This window comes from Gymnodinialimonas phycosphaerae, from assembly GCF_019195455.1.
Taxonomy (GTDB): domain Bacteria; phylum Pseudomonadota; class Alphaproteobacteria; order Rhodobacterales; family Rhodobacteraceae; genus Gymnodinialimonas; species Gymnodinialimonas phycosphaerae.
Window position 1 is genome coordinate 3,900,828 of record NZ_JAIMBW010000001.1, and the last position, 17,596, is coordinate 3,918,423.

Annotated in this window: 17 protein-coding genes; 12 read left to right on the forward strand and 5 right to left on the reverse strand. The window is 63.5% G+C overall.

The window, feature by feature from the left end; genetic code table 11:
* Positions 1-47 precede the first annotated feature (47 nt).
* The 3 genes from KUL25_RS19605 to cobU form a co-directional block, all read right to left on the reverse strand.
* Positions 48-731: a glutathione S-transferase gene (locus KUL25_RS19605; protein ID WP_257894430.1), complete on the reverse strand. Its 684-nt coding sequence runs from the start codon at positions 729-731 to the stop codon at positions 48-50.
* An 84-nt stretch (positions 732-815) separates the two neighbouring features.
* On the reverse strand, positions 816-1,391 hold the full coding sequence (locus tag KUL25_RS19610; protein WP_257894431.1) for a histidine phosphatase family protein: 576 nt from the start codon (positions 1,389-1,391) through the stop codon (positions 816-818).
* On the reverse strand, positions 1,385-1,936 hold the full coding sequence (gene cobU / locus KUL25_RS19615) for a bifunctional adenosylcobinamide kinase/adenosylcobinamide-phosphate guanylyltransferase (RefSeq protein WP_257894432.1): 552 nt from the start codon (positions 1,934-1,936) through the stop codon (positions 1,385-1,387). The genes KUL25_RS19610 and cobU overlap by 7 nt, the downstream gene beginning before the upstream one ends.
* Before the next feature lie 102 nt (positions 1,937-2,038).
* Here cobU and KUL25_RS19620 point away from each other — a divergent pair, with 102 nt between their 5' ends.
* From KUL25_RS19620 to KUL25_RS19660, 9 genes are all read left to right on the forward strand, one after another.
* Positions 2,039-2,920, forward strand: a complete 882-nt coding sequence (locus tag KUL25_RS19620; RefSeq protein WP_068352780.1) for an RNA polymerase factor sigma-32 — start codon at positions 2,039-2,041, stop codon at positions 2,918-2,920.
* 143 nt (positions 2,921-3,063) lie between these two features.
* Entirely contained in the window at positions 3,064-3,828 is a 765-nt protein-coding gene (locus tag KUL25_RS19625) for a hypothetical protein (protein WP_257894433.1), read from the forward strand.
* A gap of 91 nt (positions 3,829-3,919) precedes the next feature.
* Positions 3,920-5,122: a bifunctional phosphopantothenoylcysteine decarboxylase/phosphopantothenate--cysteine ligase CoaBC gene (gene coaBC / locus KUL25_RS19630; RefSeq protein ID WP_257894911.1), complete on the forward strand. Its 1,203-nt coding sequence runs from the start codon at positions 3,920-3,922 to the stop codon at positions 5,120-5,122.
* 29 nt (positions 5,123-5,151) lie between these two features.
* A complete protein-coding gene (gene dut, locus KUL25_RS19635; RefSeq protein ID WP_257894434.1) occupies positions 5,152-5,622 on the forward strand; it encodes a dUTP diphosphatase in 471 nt (156 codons plus the stop codon).
* A complete protein-coding gene (locus KUL25_RS19640) occupies positions 5,622-6,674 on the forward strand; it encodes a HesA/MoeB/ThiF family protein (protein ID WP_257894435.1) in 1,053 nt (350 codons plus the stop codon). The genes dut and KUL25_RS19640 overlap by 1 nt, the downstream gene beginning before the upstream one ends.
* Positions 6,675-6,740: 66 nt before the next feature.
* Positions 6,741-7,529 (forward strand): substrate-binding periplasmic protein, encoded by a 789-nt coding sequence (locus KUL25_RS19645; RefSeq protein WP_257894436.1) that lies wholly within the window; start codon positions 6,741-6,743, stop codon positions 7,527-7,529.
* Between the two features lie 42 nt (positions 7,530-7,571).
* On the forward strand, positions 7,572-8,369 hold the full coding sequence (locus KUL25_RS19650; RefSeq protein WP_068352766.1) for an amino acid ABC transporter permease: 798 nt from the start codon (positions 7,572-7,574) through the stop codon (positions 8,367-8,369).
* A gap of 132 nt (positions 8,370-8,501) precedes the next feature.
* Positions 8,502-10,520 carry a M3 family metallopeptidase gene (locus tag KUL25_RS19655; protein ID WP_257894437.1) on the forward strand — a complete coding sequence of 673 codons (2,019 nt, stop codon included), beginning with the start codon at positions 8,502-8,504 and terminating at the stop codon, positions 10,518-10,520.
* Positions 10,521-10,580: 60 nt separating this feature from the next.
* Complete coding sequence (locus tag KUL25_RS19660; RefSeq protein ID WP_257894438.1) at positions 10,581-11,003, forward strand: hypothetical protein; 423 nt, start codon at positions 10,581-10,583, stop codon at positions 11,001-11,003.
* Here KUL25_RS19660 and KUL25_RS19665 read toward each other — a convergent pair.
* Positions 11,000-11,524, reverse strand: a complete 525-nt coding sequence (locus tag KUL25_RS19665; protein ID WP_068352762.1) for an SH3 domain-containing protein — start codon at positions 11,522-11,524, stop codon at positions 11,000-11,002. The two genes, KUL25_RS19660 and KUL25_RS19665, sit on opposite strands and share 4 nt — an antisense overlap.
* Positions 11,525-11,653: 129 nt before the next feature.
* Between KUL25_RS19665 and KUL25_RS19670 the strand changes: the two genes are divergently transcribed.
* From KUL25_RS19670 to KUL25_RS19680, 3 genes are all read left to right on the forward strand, one after another.
* On the forward strand, positions 11,654-12,640 hold the full coding sequence (locus KUL25_RS19670; RefSeq protein ID WP_068352759.1) for a 2-hydroxyacid dehydrogenase: 987 nt from the start codon (positions 11,654-11,656) through the stop codon (positions 12,638-12,640).
* A 134-nt stretch (positions 12,641-12,774) separates the two neighbouring features.
* Positions 12,775-13,605 carry a hypothetical protein gene (locus KUL25_RS19675; RefSeq protein WP_257894439.1) on the forward strand — a complete coding sequence of 277 codons (831 nt, stop codon included), beginning with the start codon at positions 12,775-12,777 and terminating at the stop codon, positions 13,603-13,605.
* A gap of 194 nt (positions 13,606-13,799) precedes the next feature.
* Positions 13,800-16,301: a GcvT family protein gene (locus KUL25_RS19680; RefSeq protein WP_257894440.1), complete on the forward strand. Its 2,502-nt coding sequence runs from the start codon at positions 13,800-13,802 to the stop codon at positions 16,299-16,301.
* Positions 16,302-16,391: 90 nt separating this feature from the next.
* On the opposite strand, the gene KUL25_RS19685 is transcribed toward KUL25_RS19680, so the two are convergent.
* Complete coding sequence (locus KUL25_RS19685; protein ID WP_257894441.1) at positions 16,392-17,393, reverse strand: SH3 domain-containing protein; 1,002 nt, start codon at positions 17,391-17,393, stop codon at positions 16,392-16,394.
* Positions 17,394-17,596: the final 203 nt, after the last annotated feature.

Sequence of the window (17,596 nt, forward strand, 5' to 3'; positions counted from 1 at the left end):
CTTTGCCCCTCCTTGGTTAGCAAAAGGTTAACGTGCCTCCAGCGGCCTTAAGAAAATGTCGGAAACGGTACGCGTTCGAGGGGGGCCTTGTCATACCGCGCGATTTCCTGGGTCTCTTTCATACCCGCCTCGCGCCATTCCACAAAGGAGGGATGGGTCACGATGGCTTTCGCGTAGGCCTTCGCCGTGTTGGACATGGGCAGGCCATAGGTCAAAAGCCGCGTGGCCAGCGGCGCGTAGAAGGCATCGGCCAAGGTGAATGATCCGAAAAGGAACGGCCCGCCAGAGCGGGTGATGACGCGGGACAGGATATCCTCGAACCGGGCGACGTCGGCCAGCACTTCGGGCGATGCCTCAAACCCCGCCCAAGCGTTACGCAGGTTGACGGGGCAGGCGGCGCGCAGGGCTTTGAAGCCATCGTGCATCTCGGAGATAATCGACATGGCCTCGGCCCTTTCTTGGGCGCCCTTTGGCATCACGCCACGATCTGCAAAGGCCTCGGCCACATGCCAGACGATGGCCATGGAATCCGTCAGCATCCCGCCTTCGGGCGTGCGGGCGGCGGGCACGGTGCGGGCGGCACCGAAGGCGGCGACGTCCTCGTAGAACGTGGGCCCGTAGATCTCCACCTTGTGGAGGGTGACGGGGATGTCGAAAGGGGCGAAGGCCAGCCATCCGCGCAGGGACCAGCTGGAATAGGATTGTTGTCCGATAAGAAGATCATAGGTCATGGACGCAGTTAGGGTTGGGTGGCCTGCCGCGTCAATGGAAAGGCCGTGATGGGGATGATCAGGGCCAATGATAAGGGCCGAGTATCACGGGTTGTGATTGACGGAGGCCAAGGACCAAGCCACGCCGTCGAAGTGCAGTTCCGAGACCGACAGCGGATCGATCTTCTGGGCAATCATCTGCTTGGGGGGCTGCCCTGTGAGGTGCCCAATCTGGCACAGAATCGCGCCGAAATGCGCCACGACGATCAGGTCGCCGTGGGCCGCCATGTGAGCGTCGATCGAGGCACTGACCCGAGCGGCTACGTCATGCCAGCTTTCGCCACCCGGCGGCGTCACGTCGCCCGGATCATCCCAGAACGCGCGGCTGAGGATGGGATCACGCGCGCCCACTTCCTCAAATCCCAAGCCATCCCAAACACCGAAATCAAACTCGCGCAGTTTGGCATCATGGGGTAGGCGCACGCGGCCTCCGGCGATGGCGTCGGCGGTGGCGACGCATCGGATCAGATCAGACGAGATGATCGGGGCGTAGGCAGGCAGGTGGTCGCGCATGCGCGCCACTGCGGCGGTATCCGACAGATCGGCTGGCACATCGCGCCAGCCTGTGAACACCGTCTGGTGGGTCGGCCCATGGCGGATCAGGAACAGGCGTCTTACCAAGGTTCATCCACATCATCGAGTATGGGCCGCCCTTTCAGAATCTGCGGCAGGCCCGCAGTCACATGGACAACCAGGTCGGCCTGGGCGGCAAGGCGTTGATTGACCTCGCCCTGTGCACGTTGAAACGCACGGGCCAGCGCGTTTTCCGGCACGACGCCGCCCGAGACATCGTTGCTGACCAGAACCACGGGCGCGCGCATCTGCACCAGAACGTCGAGCATGATCTCCAATTCTTCATCCCAATCGCCATCATCGATCATCAGGTTCGTGAGCCAGAAGGTGACGCAATCCAACAGCACGACTTCACCTGCCTCGATCTGGGTCAGCGCCTGAACGGTTTCATGCGGCGCCTCGATCGTGCGCCAGCCGTGACCGGCCCGTTTTGCGCGGTGCGTGGCGATTTTCTCGTTCATCTCGCCGTCATGGGCCTCGGCGGTGGCGACATAGACCTTGGCCAAGCCGCATTGGCGAACCATGCGTTCGGCAAAGGCCGATTTTCCGCTGGAGGCGCCACCAAGGACGAGGCTGAGAGGGGGGAGGCGCAATTTTCTTTCCCGTTTCGTGATCCAAACGACTGATGCCTGCGTAACACATATGAACGAGCGGTAAACGCTTGTCTGAACTGAGTCAGAAAACCGGGGGTCGTTATGGCATTTGATATGGGTGGAGAACACAACCTGTCTCGTCGCGCGATGAAGGCGGAGTTGTTGGATGCAGAGACGGAATTGCGGCTGGCCTACGCGTGGCGCGATGAACGTTGCGAGGAGAGCTTGCATCGCCTTGTGACGGCTTACATGCGATTGGCCATTTCCATGGCGTCGAAGTTCAAGCGCTACGGCGCGCCGATGAATGATTTGATCCAGGAAGCCGGGTTGGGCCTGATGAAGGCCGCCGACAAATTCGACCCGGACCGCGGCGTGCGCTTTTCGACCTACGCCGTGTGGTGGATCAAGGCGAGCATTCAAGATCACGTGATGCGCAACTGGTCGATGGTGCGCACCGGGTCCACGTCGTCGCAGAAGTCGCTGTTCTTCAACATGCGTCGTGTCCAGGCCCGTCTTGAGCGCGAGGCGATGAAGACCGGCGAGACGCTGGACAAGCACCAGTTGCGCCAGATGATCGCCACCGAAGTGGGCGTGCCGCTGCATGACGTGGAGATGATGGAGGGCCGTCTGGCGGGCTCCGATTACTCGCTCAACGCCACCCAATCCGCCGAGGACGAGGGGCGTGAGTGGATCGATACGCTGGAAGACGATGGTGAGCAGGCCGAGCATATCGTGGAGCATTCCCACGACACCGCACAGCTGCGCGAATGGTTGATCGCGTCGATGAATGCCCTCAACGAGCGGGAAAGGTTTATCGTACGCGAGCGCAAGCTGCGCGAAGACCCCCGGACGCTGGAAAGTCTGGGCACTGAGCTTGGCCTGTCCAAGGAGCGCGTGCGTCAGTTGGAGGCCGCGGCCTTCGGAAAGATGCGCAAGACCCTTGAAGCACAGTCGAAGGAGGTTCGGTCATTCCTCGCCGTTTGATATATCACGCGCCGCTGGCACTGCTTGCCGGGTTGTTCGCGGTGACGCTGCTTGTGTCACCGCCGTCGAGTGCGTCAGTCGACGTATTGTCGCGCGCCGCCCTGTCGGAATAGCGCCTTCACTTCGCGTTCTTGATGCCCCACATGGGTAAGATGATAACGCGCAGGACCCACAGAATTGTAAACGCCCTCGCCCTTCTGGTCGGGGGCGTTTGCGCATCCGTCATGGTCGGCGTCGCGATCCTGATGTCCGCGCCGCAACTGGCCTTTGCGCATTCCGCAGGTGACGGGCGCATCATGTTCCATGCCACCCGCCCCCTGTCGCAAGAGGCCGCCCTGCGTGCCGGGGCGGAGGCCTGGGCCGAGATGCAGGACACGCCGTTCGGCCCACCCGACCACCAGATCGATGTCTATGTTACCGGCGGCGCGGGATGGCGGCATCAGGTCTTCTTTCGCCCCGCGACCTGGGCCGGAGGGATAACGTATCCGATCCTGTCCACGCGCACGATTTTTCTGCGCGATGTGGATCTTGAGGCGGGGCGGTTAGTGGGCAGCGAGGGCCCGATCCCCGATCCGCGCGACCTGACGTATTACCTTGTGCATGAGATGACGCATCTGCGCCACGGCGAGACGGTGGGCCCGATTGCGTTTCTGCGCACGCCGCATTGGGTGCGCGAAGGTATTCCCGATATTGCGGCATTGGGTTCGGCGGACACGGATTTGATGGCGGCGGCGATGGCGGGCGCGGTGTTGCAGCGCGACACTTTCGGTTCGTATCCGGTGGAGAGGGTGTGCGCGACGATGGTTCTGGCGCAGCCCGGCATGGATATGGTGCGTCTCCTGCGTCTGGATGCGCCGATGCGGGACCCGCGCAGTTGCATGACACTACCAGCGCTTGTTGTCGAATAGCAGGCCCCCGGAATGACGGCGCACCTTTTATGATTGAAGGGGTCTCGCCGCCCGCCTACCGTTGGACATGTCGAGCGGGGGGCGGTTTGAAATGCTGACGGGCAAGAGAGTTCTTTTGATCATCGGGGGCGGCATCGCGGCCTACAAGTCGTTGGATTTGATCCGACGCCTGCGCGACGCGGGCGCTGTCGTCGTACCGGTCGTGACCCGTGCGGCGGAGGAATTCGTGACACCGTTGAGTGTGTCGGCGCTGGCCGCCCAAAAGGTCTACCGTGATCTGTTCGATCTGACCGACGAGGCCGAGATGGGGCATATCGAGTTGTCGCGCGCCGCAGATTTGGTGGTCGTGGCCCCCGCGACGGCGGATCTGATGGCGAAGATGGCGGGGGGGCATGCGAATGATCTGGCCTCGACGCTCTTGATGGCGACCGACAAGCGCGTGTTGATCGCGCCGTCGATGAATGTGCGGATGTGGGAACATCCGGCGACCCAGAGAAACCTGGGCGTCTTGCAAGGCGATGGCGTGCTGGTCGTGGGGCCTGACGCGGGCAACATGGCCTGCGGCGAGTTTGGCCTCGGACGCATGGCGGAGGTGCCGGACATCATTGCAGCCGTCGGCGCGGCCTTGAGGGACGGTCCGCTGAAGGGGCGCCATGTGGTCGTGACATCCGGGCCGACCCATGAGCCGATTGATCCGGTGCGCTATATCGCCAACCGGTCGTCCGGGGCACAGGGGACGGCGATGGCGGCGGCGCTGCGCGATTTGGGCGCGCGGGTGACCTTTGTGACCGGCCCGGCGGATGTGCCGCCGCCGGCAGGGGTGGACGTTGTGCGGGTGCAGACAGCGCGCGAGATGGCGGCGGCGGTTCAGGCCACTCATCCAGCCGATGCGGCTGTCTTCGCAGCCGCAGTGGCCGATTGGCGGGTGGAGAATGCCAGCGGCTCGAAGATGAAGAAGGACGGTTCAGGGAAAGCGCCGGCCCTGGAATTCGCGGAGAACCCGGATATCCTTGCGGGCGTGTCTCAGATGGGGGCGGGAAGGCCCGGTTTGGTCGTGGGCTTCGCGGCGGAAACCGATGATGTGGTCGCCAATGCTACGGCGAAGCGTTTGCGCAAGGGCTGTGATTGGATCGTGGCCAACGATGTCTCGGCCGAGACGGGCATCATGGGCGGTGATGAGAATGCGATCGTGTTGATCGATGGTGACGGCGCGGACATCTGGCCTAGGTTGCCGAAGGCGGAAGTGGCCCGGCGGCTGGCCCTGCGTATCGCGGGAGCGATCGGTGCGGGTTGAGCGGGCAGGATTGAGTTGTATTTGGCAAGATGAAGGAGCGGTCGGTGGTGATCGTTGAGGTGGTGCGAGAGGATTGGGCCGACGTCGGCGTCGCATTGCCCGAATATGCAACGGCAGGCGCGGCGGGTGCGGATCTGCGCGCGAATTTCGAGGATCGGCAAGGAATTGCCCTTGCACCCGGTGTACGGGCCCTGGTGCCCACGGGGCTGCGGGTGGCGATTGCGGAAGGGTTCGAGATGCAGATCAGGCCACGATCCGGTTTGGCCTTGAAGCATGGCATCACGCTGGCCAATGCGCCCGGCACAATCGATGCCGATTATCGCGGCCCGCTTGGGGTGATCCTTGTGAACCTTGGGGCGGAGACTTTCGTGGTGGAACATGGCGCGCGGATTGCACAGGCGGTGGTGGCTCCGGTGGTGCAGGCGCGGTTCGAGGTGGTCGCGGCGTTGGACACCACCGCGCGCGGCGGGGGCGGCTTCGGCTCTACGGGGACAGGCTGATGCTGTTTGTGCTGCTTCTGGCGGGGGCTCTTTGGGGGCTTGGCCACTTGATGAAAGTGCCGATCGCGGCGAGGCTGAACATTTTGGGGCTGCTTTACGTAGCGGTTCTGGCGGTGCAGCTGGCGTTGCCGGATGGGCATCCGGTGCGCGCCTTGACCGGAGGCTCGGTCGCGCTTTGGTTGCTTTTGGGCGCGGGTCTTGCGCTGGTCTTGGCGTATCGCGCCGTGCTGGTGCGCCTGAAAGGCCGGGCCGAGGGGATCGAAGCGGCACGGGACGCAGAGGCCCCGGCGACGGCTGGCCCGTTTCTTGATGTCGAATTGGAGCGCTACGCGCGCCACATCACCTTGCCGGACATCGGCGGAGGCGGCCAGTTGGCGCTGAAGAACGCCAGTGTTCTGGTCATTGGTGCCGGGGGGCTTGGGTCCCCGGTATTGCTGTATCTCGCGGCGGCGGGTGTTGGGCGGATCGGTGTGATTGACGACGACACGGTCAGCCTGTCGAACTTGCAGCGGCAGGTGATCCACACCGATGCGCACTGTGATATGCCCAAGGTGTTCTCGGCAGAGATCGCGATGAAAGCGCTTAACCCTCACGTGGATGTGCGGCCCTATAACCGGGCCCTGACGGCGCAAATCGCCGAGGGGCTGTTTGCCGAGTATGACCTGATCGTCGACGGCACCGACAGTTTTGCCGTGCGCGATATGGTGAACCGTGCTGCTGTGGCGGCGGGCCGCCCCGTGATCGCCGGGGCGATCTCGGCTTGGGAGGGGCAGGTGACGCTTTATGATCCCGCCGATGGCGCGCCCTGCATGGCGTGTGTGTTCCCCGACGCGCCCGCGCCGGGGCTGTCGGCGACCTGTGCCGAGGCCGGTGTCGTGGGCGCGCTGCCGGGCATTATCGGATCGATGATGGCGCTGGAGGTCGTCAAGGAGATCACGGGTGCCGGCGAAGGCCTGCGGGGGCGGATGCTGATCTACGATGCATTGCACGTCGAAGCGCGGGTGATTGCTGTGCAGCGCCGTGCTGATTGCGCGGTTTGTGGCGCCGATTAGCGGCGCGAGGGCTGGACGGCGCGCGTGGGCACGCCATACTGGCGCAAAACCTCAGGGAGCTTCCACATGACTCGTTTTCTCGCCGCGGCATTGGCCGCAATTGTGCCCTTCACCGCCGCCGCCGATGGGCATTTGCCTGACCTCGGGGGCCAGGAAATCGTCGTTGTCACGGAGAACGCCTATCCGCCGTTGCAGTTCATCGACCCGGTCTCGGGCCTGGCCATCGGATGGGAATATGACGCGCTGGAGATCCTGGCAGAGCGGCTGAATTTCACCCCGGTGATCGAGAATATCAGCTGGGACGCGATGATCCCTGCCGTCTCGGGCGGGCAATTCGACATGGGCATGACGGGCATCACGATCCGTGAGGATCGCGACGAATTGGTCGATTTTTCCGTGCCTTATATGGTCAGCCAGATGCGGATGCTGGTCTCGGCTGACGAGACGCGCTTCGCCACGGCCGAGGAATTCGCTGCTGACGAGGATCTTCTGATCGGCACCCAAGCGGGCACGACGCCGTTCTACGTCGGCGTCTATGATGTGCTGGACGGTGATGAGGCGAACCCCCGCCTTGTCCTGCTGGAGACCATTCCGGGCGCCATTCAAGCGCTGCTGACCGGGGACGTGGATATGGTGCTGGCCGACAGCGCGGGAGGGCAAGGCTACGTCAGCGCCAACCCCGACCGTCTGCAAATGATCGGAGAGCCGTTGGGCACAGAGGAATTCGGCTTCATCTTCCCCAATGACAGTGACCTGGTCGCGGCCATAGATGCGGGCCTGGAAGACATGCGGGCCGATGGCACGCTGGAAGCGCTCGACCAGCGCTGGTTCGTTGACTACGCCCTTGGCCAATAACCCGAAACGGGCGCGCCGGGGTCCCTTGGCGCGCCGCTTTTGATGCTTTCACGCTCTCCCCGAGACACTGATTTTCCGTGGTGGCTGGTCGCTCTGGTCGGCTTGGGCCTCTATGCGGGCTGGCAGCTGTGGACCAGCGAAATCTATTGGCAGGTGCTGACGACATTGCGGCGGGGCATCTGGATCACCGTGATCGTGACGCTTGTGGGCTTCGCGACGGCAAGCCTTATGGGACTGGGCCTCGCGCTGATGAGCCTGTCGCGCAGCCTGTTCCTGCGCCAGGTTGCGCGCTTCTATATCGAGGTCGTACGCGGCGTGCCGATCATTGTCCTACTGCTTTACGTGGCCTTCGTGTTCGCGCCGGGGGTGGTTGTGGCCTATAATTGGGCGGCGGAAATCGTGGGGCTGGATCCCATAAGAACAAGGGATTTTCCGTTGCTCTGGCGCGCGGTGATTGCGCTGGCCGTGGGCTATTCCGCTTTCATCGCCGAGGTCTTCCGTGCCGGGTTGCAGTCGGTGGACCCAGGCCAGATCGAGGCCGCGAATGCCTTGGGCCTCAACCGCTGGAACCGGTTCCGGCACATCATCTTCCCCCAGGCGATCCGCACGATCCTACCGCCTTTGGGCAACGATTTCGTGGCGATGGTGAAGGATTCGTCCTTGGTGTCGGTTCTGGGCGTGTTGGACGTGACGCAGTTAGGCAAGGTCACGGCGGCGTCGAATTTCCGCTATTTTGAGACCTACAACGTCGTGGCGCTGATCTACCTGTCGATCACAGTCACCCTCTCGATCCTGCTGCGGCGGATGGAACAGAAGATGCGCCAAGGGGGTCGGAGGTAGGGCTGGCGGCACGAACTGTGGTGAAGCAACGGGGGGCCAGCCCCCCGAACCCCCCGGCATTTTCGTGGAACAAAGATGGGGGGTGTTGCGGCGGAAGATCGGGGCTATCTCTGTCGTAAAGGAGATTTCACGATGACAAATGCTCTGCTGGAGACTTGGGAAACACCGTTCGGGATGCCACCGTTCGAGCGGATCGGGGACGCGGATTTCGGCCCCGCGCTGGACGCCGCCCTGGATGAGGGGCGCGCGCGGATCGCGGCGATTGCCGATCAGGACGCCGCGCCGACGTTTGAGAATACCGTGGAAGCGCTGGAGCTGGCCGATGCGTTGCTGGATCGTGTCGCGGGGGTCTTCTTCAACCTTGCAGGCGCCGATGCAACGCCGGAACGCGAGGCGTTGCAGCGCGATTACGCGCCGAAGTTTGCCGCGTACTCCTCGGAAATCACCAACAATACCATGTTGTTCGCACGCATTGATGACTTGTGGGCGCGCCGTGATGCACTTGGCCTGAACGCCGAGCAGGCGCGGGTGTTGCACCTGACGCACCGCTCCTTTGTCCGCTCGGGCGCGGCGCTGGAGGGCGTGAAAGGCGCGCGGTTGACGGAGGTGAAATCTCGGTTGGCGGTGCTTGGGACGGCGTTCATGCAGAACCTTCTGGCGGATGAGCGCGCGTGGTTCATGGAACTGTCGGAGGATGACTTGGAAGGCCTGCCGGATTTCGTCATCGATGCCGCCCGCGCGGCGGGCGAAGAGAAGGGCGTGGATGGCCCCGTGGTAACACTGTCGCGGTCGTTGATCGTGCCGTTCTTGCAGTTTTCCCCGCGCCGGGACCTGCGCGAAAAGGCCTACCGTGCCTGGGGCGCGCGGGGGGCGAACGGGGGCGAGACGGATAACCTCGGGATTGCCGCAGAGACGCTGGCTTTGCGTGAAGAGCGGGCCAAGTTGTTGGGGTACAAGGATTTTGCGGCCTACAAGCTGGAAACCGAAATGGCTGGATCAGCGGATGCGGTCCGCGAGTTGCTGATGGCTGTGTGGGAGCCCGCGAAGGCGCAGGCCGAGGCGGACAGCGAGAAATTGGCCGCCATGATGGCAGAGGACGGGGTGAATGGCCCGTTGGAGCCCTGGGATTGGCGCTACTATTCCGAGAAACGCCGCAAGGCCGAACATGACCTGGATGAGGCGGCGTTGAAGCCTTACCTGTCGCTTGATGCGATGATCGCTGCCGCGTTTGACTGTGCGAACCGGTTGTTCGGGCTGGAATTCGAGCCGCTCGACATCCCCCTCTACCATTCCGACGCAAGGGCCTGGGAGGTCACGCGTGACGGCCAGCATGTAGCTGTTTTCATTGGGGATTATTTCGCCCGTGGATCAAAGCGGTCGGGGGCTTGGTGCTCTGCCATGCGGTCCCAGAAGAAGCTGGGGGGCGATACGCGGCCCATCGTCGTGAACGTGTGCAACTTCGCCAAGGGCCAGCCTGCGCTGCTGTCATATGACGATGCGCGGACGCTGTTTCACGAGTTCGGCCATGCACTGCACCAGATGCTTTCAGACGTCACCTATGGCTCGATTTCCGGCACGTCCGTCGCGCGGGACTTCGTGGAATTGCCAAGCCAATTGTATGAGCACTGGCTGGAAGTCCCTGAAGTCCTTGAGAAATTCGCCGTTCATGTGGAGACCGGAGAGCCGATGCCCAAGGCGCTGTTGGAGCGTCTTCTGGCCGCGCAGACCTATGACATGGGTTTTTCCACGGTCGAATATGTCGCCTCTGCCCTTGTGGATCTGGATTTTCACGACGGCAGCGCGACCGACAACCCCATGGAATCGCAGAGACAAACGCTAGAGCGATTGGGGATGCCCCACGCGATCGAGATGCGGCACCGGACGCCGCAGTTTGCCCACGTATTCGCCGGTGACGGCTATTCCAGCGGGTATTACAGCTACATGTGGTCTGAAGTGATGGACGCCGACGCTTTCGCAGCGTTCGAGGAAGCGGGTGGGGCGTTCGACCCAGAGCTGGCCAAGTCCCTGGAGACGAACATTCTTTCGGCAGGTGGCAGCCAAGAGGCAGACGTGCTTTACAAAGCATTCCGGGGCCGGATGCCGGGGGTGGAGGCGCTGCTGAAGGGGCGTGGATTGGACAAGGTCGCGTGAGGTAGCTGACGCTTGATAAGGCCGGGCTGAAGCCCGGTCTACGGGGCGCGGGGTATATCAATGGTATATCAATTCGCAATTGTCGCGCTGGCCGTCGCCGCACTTGGGGCGCCGATCGCGGCACAACAGACCCCTTACGACGGGTTCCCCGCGGAGGTGGCCGAAGGCGATGGTGGTGCGTGTCGGCGGCTGGTGATCGCGCAGGCCATTGCGCGGTTAGATGGCACAAGCCCTCTCGGCGCGTTCGCCAGCGTGGAAGCCATCATGGCCGACATCTTGGGCGGGCCAGAATTCGAGGCGGCGGGGTGCGATCCAGATTATCGGTTCGAGGTGCTGGCCTGCGCGAGCATCGATGATCCGACGTTGACCCATATCGTCCCGCGCGGCGTGGTCGTGGCAACTGTGCCGGAGCGTATTGCGCTGATGCGCTTCTGCCTGGACCGGGCGGCGGCCGGTGGCTTGAAGCCAGGGGCGCGGCCCTAATCGAAGACCTCGCCGGGTTCGACACCCCAAAGCGCGTTGGCGTCGACCCAGCCCTGATAGCCGCCGACTTCCAACAAGCACCAATCGGGGATGCACTCCTCCAGGTGTCCGGTCACGCCGACCTCGGCATGGGCACGAATGTTGGAGCCTGCGTCAGGGCGCGCGTAGAGTGGCAGCATGTCGGCCTCGACAATGGCGGAGCGCTCACCCGACAAGAGCGAGTAGTGCATCCAGCCGCCCGCGCCGTCGCGGTCGACCACGCGGCGCCAGTGGCCGTGTTCGGCCACGATCATCATCGGCATGTGTCGGCGGGTGAACACCCAATCGATGCGGTGGGACCGCGAGGGGCCGCGGCGGGCATTGCCCTCGGACGCGCGCATAGTGACGTAGCGCGGCAGGGGAAAGCCGGTCACGGGGCCGACACGCGCCTGAGAGGCAGCGTCCGGGGCCTCTGTCTGGGCTGTGGCGGGCGCGGCTGTCGCCGCGAACAGGGCGAATAGGCCGATCAGAATGATCCGCATTGGTACTGCCTCAATCCTTGGCCGATGGCGGCCTGACGTGTCCTCAATCGTTCCCGTGATCTTGCGCCTCGGGTAACGATGGGAGAGTGTCATGGGAACAGGCAAAAATCCACAAGACGGAGTCCTCAGATGCCATCTCAGCGATTAAGTGTTGTCGTTACGCGACGGTTACCCGAAGCCGTCGAGACGCGGATGAGCGAATTGTTCAACGTGGAGCTGCGCGAGGAAGACCGCCCGTTGACCCGCGACGAATTGGTGGACGCCATGCGCCGCGCCGACGTGCTGGTGCCGTGCATCGCCGACAAGATCGACGGCGGCATGTTGGGGCAGGCAGGCGAGCGCCTGAAACTGATCGCGAACTATGGCGCCGGGGTCGACCATGTCGATGTGGCCACCGCGCGCCAAAGGGGGATTCTGGTCAGCAATACGCCGGGCGTGATGACCGATGACACGGCGGATATGGCGATGGCGCTGATCCTGAGCGTGCTGCGCCGGGTGCCGGAGGGCATGGCCGTGATGCAGCAGGGAAACTGGGCCGGGTGGGCCCCGACGGCGTTCATGGGCGGTCGTGTCGGCGGCAAGCGGTTGGGTATTCTGGGCATGGGCCGGATCGGTCAGGCGGTGGCCAAGCGGGCGGCGGCCTTCGGAATGCAGGTGCATTACCACAACCGGCGCAGGCTGCACGAGGACATCGAAAACGCACTGGAGGCGACGTATTGGGAAAGCCTCGACCAGATGATCGCGCGGATGGATGTGATCAGCGTGAATTGCCCGCACACGCCGTCGACGTTCCATCTGATGAATGCGCGGCGTCTGAAGCTTATGAAACCGGAGGCGGTGATCGTGAACACCTCTCGTGGGGAGGTGATCGACGAGAACGCCTTGACTCGGATGCTGCGCGCCGGAGAGATCGCGGGCGCGGGTCTGGACGTGTTCGAGAAAGGGCGCGAGGTGAACCCACGGTTGCGGGAACTTCAGAACGTGGTGTTGCTGCCCCATATGGGGTCCGCCACCCGCGAGGGGCGGATCGAGATGGGGGAGAAAGTCCTGATCAATATCAAGACATTCGCGGATGGGCACCGACCGCCTGATCTGGTTGTGCCGAGTATGCTGTGACCGAACGGCCGCCAGAGAGACGGCCCGAGCCGCCATTGCACGCCCCGGAACGACCGCCAGAGCCCGCGCGGCCCCGGTTGCAGGGTGAACGGCGCAGCGGTGCCGGGCGTCCCGGGCCAAGGCCCGGTCTACGAATGATCCTGTTTGTCATGGCGGGTCTGGCCTGTCTTGCGGTGGGGTTGTTGGACTTGTCGCGCGGCGGCGGGTTGAACCCTGCGCTGCCGCCTGCCGTCGAGGCGGCCGAAGAGATCGCCGTGGTAACGGCGGGGGTCTATGTGTCCTTGCGGGCGATCAACGCGGCGCTTTCGGCGGCGCAGGAAGTGGAGATCGGCGCCTCGATCGGGGCGCAGGCCTCGTTGCAGCCTTTGAAGGTGTTAGAACCGGTGGATGACACCGTGGAACGGGTGGCCGATGTGGTGTTCGCGGTGGCCGCGGGCGCGGCTTTGGTGACGGTCGGGCTGGAGCCGGTGGCCGCGATTGGCTTGGTGGTGTTGGGCGTTGGCCTGTTGGGCATGGGCGTGGCGGCATTTTTGGGCGGCGGCTCGGTCGCGGCGGCGAGCCTGCGGGCGGTGCGTCTTGGCGCGGCCTTGGGCCTGGTGCTGCCGCTGGTCTTCGCAGGCGGCGTCTGGTTGGGGGAGCGCGCGACCGCGGCCCAGTGGGACACGGCGATGGCGGAATTGGACATGGTCACCGGAGAGGCGCGGGTTCTGATTGGCGCGGGCGAGGCGGAATTGCTGGAGGACGCGGAGGACGGCGGCTTGTTCTCGGGCTTTCTTGGGGCGCTGACGGATGCGACGACCTCGGTGCAAAGCTATGTCGCGGCGGCGGGCGTATTCACGCAACAGGCCGATGCGCTGTTTTCCGCGACGCTTACAATCATCGGGATCTTCGTGTTGCGCACGTTGGTGTTGCCCGTCCTGTTGATGTGGTCGGTGATGGCGGTCTTGCGCAAAAGCGTGGGGTGAGGGCGGATCCCGTACTGGAGGCTGTGCCTGGCGGCGCGCACGGGATTGAGTTGTATTTGGCAAGATGAAGGGGGGAGCGGCGTGCGTTATCTCCGGCGTGTCGCTTTTTTGCGGGTTTGGGTCGGGTGGGTTTGGCGCGGGGCGTGTCTTTAGGGCAATGAGAGCCTGAGATCCTGTCTGAGCCGGAGCGCGCCATGAAGACGACTGTTAAAGCCCTTGTTGTTGGCGGCGGTGCCGTTGGAACCTCGATCGCCTATCATCTGGCAAAGGCCGGGTGGGATGATGTGATGCTGTTGGAGCGGGACGAGTTGACGTCCGGCTCCACCTGGCACGCGGCGGGGTTGTTGCCGCTGTTCAACATGTCTTTCGCCACGACGCATATCCATGACTACAGCGTGAAATTCTACAAGACGCTGGAGGAAGAGACCGGGCTGAACGCCGGGTTCGCCGTGGTGGGTAACTTGCGGATGGCGCAGACGGATGAGCGGATGGACGAGTATATGCTCTACGCGTCTACTGCCGAGACCGTGGGCGTGCCGTTCGAGTTCCTGACGCCGGACGAGGTTGGCGAACGCTGGCCACTGATCCGGACGGAGGACCTGAAGGGCGCGCTGTATCACGCGACGGATGGCTATATTAACCCCGCTGATGTGACCATGGCGATGGCCAAGGGCGCCCGGCAGCGCGGCGTGGAAATCGTGCGCAAGTGGCAGGCGGATGGGTTCCATTGGAACGGCACGGCCTGGGAAGTGACCTGCACGAAGATGGTGGAGAAGGGGGGCAATCTGGTGCCCTCGGACGAGCAGGTGGTCATTACGGCCGAGCATGTGGTGACGGCGAGCGGCAACCACGCGCAGCGCACGGCGCAGATGTTGGGCATCAAGATCCCGGCGATCCCGGTGGAACATCAGTTCATCGTCATGGATCAGGACCCTGCGTTGGTGTCTTGGCGGGTTGAGGGCAATGCGGAACATCCGGTGATCCGCGATGCCGACGCGCAGAGTTATGTGCGTGAGGAACGCGGCGGCTGGATCCTCGGCGTCTACGAAAAGGACGCGCCGGCGCGGTTTGAATATGGCGTGCCGGATGCGTTCCGCGCCGATCTGTTTCCCTTGGCGCTCGACCGGATCGAAGAGCAATACATGGCCATGATCCATCGCATTCCGACTTGTGAGGAATCGGGGCTGAAGGACGATTTCAACGGGCCGATTTGCTATACGCCCGATGGGAACCCATTGGTGGGTCCTGCGCCGCGCATGAAGAACATGTGGCTGGCCGAGGGCTTTTCGTTCGGGATCACGGCGGCGGGTGGCACGGGCTATTACCTGGCGCAGATGATGGTGGAGGGAGAGGCGGAAATCGACATGGCGAGCCTCGATCCGCGGCGGTACGGCGACTGGATGACGACGGAATACGCGGCGCGCAAGAATGAGGAGTGCTATGACCACGTCTACATTCTGCACCACCCTGATGAGGAGCGGCCCGCCTGCCGTCCGCTGAAAACCGCGCCAAGTTACGACCGGATGAAGGCGCGTGGCGCACAGTTTGGCTGCGTGAACGGGTGGGAGCGGCCGAATTATTTCGGGCCGCTGGACGCGCCCGACAGCTTTGACCACGACGCGCGGTCGTTCCGGCGCGGGGGCTGGTGGGACTATGCCAAGGCGGAGGCTGAGGCGGTGCGCGGCGCGGCGGGGCTGATCGACGCCACGGCCTTCACCAAGCACAAGTTGCGCGGGCCGGGGGCAGAAGCGTTCCTGGATTGGTTCACCACCAATAGACTGCCCAAAGTGGGCCGGATCAACCTGACCTACGCGTTGACGGCGGCGGGTACGACGCGGACGGAATACACCATCGTGCGGCTGGCCGAGGACACGTTCTACCTTGTGAGCGCGGGCGCCTGGCAGGCCTATGACAGCGACTACCTGGCGCAGGCGATCAACGACAACGTCGACCGGTTCGGCCCGATGTGGTTGGACGATTGCACCGGGCAGCACGGGGTGTTCGCGATTGCAGGGCCGAAGTCGCGCGATGTGTTGCAGGAGCTGGTCCGCGACGCCGAGCCGTCGACGGTGCTGTCGAACAAGCGATTCCCATGGCTCTCGGCGCGACGGTTGGAGTTGAAGATGTGCCCGGTCAACGCGATCCGAGTGGCTTATACGGGCGAATTGGGGTGGGAGTTGCATCACCCGATGGAGATGCAGAACTACCTGTTCGATCAATTGATGGATGCCGGAGAGAAACACGGGCTGAAGCTGGTGGGGGCAAGGGCGCAGAACTGGTTGCGGCAGGAGAAGTCGTACCGGGCGTTCGGAACCGAATTGGGCCGGGATGCGACGCCGCTGGAGGCGGGGTTGGACCGGTTCGTGGATTTGTCGAAGGACTTCCACGGCAAGGATGCGATGGTCGCGAAGGGCATTCGATCCAAGTGCGTCACCGTCTTGATCGACGGTCCGGCGGATGCAGACCCTTGGGGGCGTGAGGCGCTTGTGGTCGATGGGCAAAAGGTGGGGCGCTTGACCTCTGGCGGGTACTCTGTCGCGTTCGGCAAGCAGATCGGCATGGGATATGTGCGGCCCGATCTGGCGGAGGTGGGCACCAAACTGAAGGTGCGCATGTTCCGGGAGTTGTTCGATGCAGAAGTGGTGGAGGACAGCCCCTATGATCCGAGCAATGCCACGATCCGCGTGGATGGTTAGCCGCAAGGCCGAGGCGGCGTTGGACGGTCTGCTCGAATGAACATGCAGGGATACTCCGCGCGCAGGCAAGTGCCGCGCGCGGAGCTTTGGTCAGTCGTCAAACAAGCGGTAGAAAAGGGTGATGTTGGACGGCGTCGCCCCGTCGCGGCGGACGATAGCGGTGCGGCCCTCGCTGGTTCTCACGCAGATGCGTGAGCCGGGAGCGAAATCCGACATGTTCAGGACAGTCCTGTTGTAGGTTGCATCCCGGCAATCGCCGTAGTTCGAGACCGGGCCGGGGGTCGATCCGATCCGGGCACCGTTGCCGGTGGCCAGGCGGGGTACCACGGGGGCGTGCACCCGGTACCAAAGGTCGAAGCCAGCCATACCGATATTGCCGGTATCAAGATCGACGCGGCGGGTGTTGGGGATCGTGACCGTGCCTGACGACAGCACCGGGGGCACGCCGCCGGGAGGTATGCCGATATAAACCTGAAGCGACGAGACCTCGTTATTCATGATGGCGCCTAACTGGCCCTCGCTGGCGTTCACGTTGCGGCAGAACCCGGACATGAACGGATCAACGCAAAGCCGTACCCGCGCATCGCCGGACAATTGCACCGACGTGATACGGTCATTGGCAGCGGGTGGCAGGTTGTCGATCCTGGTCACGCCGCGACAGAAACTGCCGCCAGTGAAATTGGGCAGATCGTAGAAGCAGGCCTGATTGCCGGTAGGCACGACCGGGCCGGCTTCGTCCTCATCATCATCAGCGGCGGGAATTGGCAGGGCGTCGACACCGCCGGGGCAGACGATTGAAAACTCTGGCCCACCGGGGCCTATGGTCAGCTGAAAGCTGCACCCGGCACCCGGCACCCCTGCGCCGGACGGCGCGGTAAGGTAGCTGGAACTGACCCAGCCATCGGGCCCGGAATGGGTGACGTAGCACCAGCCGTTGGGCTGGCATTCGGTCATGTCCACGACCTCACCGGGGGTGAGCGTGTCGACCACCGAGAACCCAGTTCCCGGTCCAGACCGCACGTTGAGATGAGTAGTAGCTACGGCATTTTCGGCGACCGCGGCGGTGGCCGACGCGATTGTGAGGGTGGCCAAGAGAAACGGTGCAAATTTGGGTAATAAGTAGTGCATGAAACCCTCCGTCAGGCTGCAGGCGGAGGCGGAATGCCTCAATTCGCAGGTGAAACAGTGCAGGTCAGCAGTATCGCCCGAGATGGCCTGGTCAGAATTGAGCAGCGTCAAGTCGGGCTGTTTTTGTGGTGCAAATTCGTGATTTCGCTGCGCCGAAGGACGATGGG

Bases quoted from the DNA above. Each gene is read 5' to 3' on its own strand.
- KUL25_RS19605 (WP_257894430.1), bottom strand. From the start codon at position 731: ATGACCTATGATCTTCTTATCGGACAACAATCCTATTCCAGCTGGTCC.
- KUL25_RS19620 (WP_068352780.1), top strand. From the start codon at position 2,039: ATGGCATTTGATATGGGTGGAGAACACAACCTGTCTCGTCGCGCGATG.
- KUL25_RS19625 (WP_257894433.1), top strand. From the start codon at position 3,064: ATGGGTAAGATGATAACGCGCAGGACCCACAGAATTGTAAACGCCCTC.
- coaBC (WP_257894911.1), top strand. From the start codon at position 3,920: ATGCTGACGGGCAAGAGAGTTCTTTTGATCATCGGGGGCGGCATCGCG.
- dut (WP_257894434.1), top strand. From the start codon at position 5,152: ATGAAGGAGCGGTCGGTGGTGATCGTTGAGGTGGTGCGAGAGGATTGG.
- KUL25_RS19640 (WP_257894435.1), top strand. From the start codon at position 5,622: ATGCTGTTTGTGCTGCTTCTGGCGGGGGCTCTTTGGGGGCTTGGCCAC.
- KUL25_RS19645 (WP_257894436.1), top strand. From the start codon at position 6,741: ATGACTCGTTTTCTCGCCGCGGCATTGGCCGCAATTGTGCCCTTCACC.
- KUL25_RS19650 (WP_068352766.1), top strand. From the start codon at position 7,572: ATGCTTTCACGCTCTCCCCGAGACACTGATTTTCCGTGGTGGCTGGTC.
- KUL25_RS19655 (WP_257894437.1), top strand. From the start codon at position 8,502: ATGACAAATGCTCTGCTGGAGACTTGGGAAACACCGTTCGGGATGCCA.
- KUL25_RS19660 (WP_257894438.1), top strand. From the start codon at position 10,581: ATGGTATATCAATTCGCAATTGTCGCGCTGGCCGTCGCCGCACTTGGG.
- KUL25_RS19665 (WP_068352762.1), bottom strand. From the start codon at position 11,524: ATGCGGATCATTCTGATCGGCCTATTCGCCCTGTTCGCGGCGACAGCC.
- KUL25_RS19670 (WP_068352759.1), top strand. From the start codon at position 11,654: ATGCCATCTCAGCGATTAAGTGTTGTCGTTACGCGACGGTTACCCGAA.
- KUL25_RS19675 (WP_257894439.1), top strand. From the start codon at position 12,775: ATGATCCTGTTTGTCATGGCGGGTCTGGCCTGTCTTGCGGTGGGGTTG.
- KUL25_RS19680 (WP_257894440.1), top strand. From the start codon at position 13,800: ATGAAGACGACTGTTAAAGCCCTTGTTGTTGGCGGCGGTGCCGTTGGA.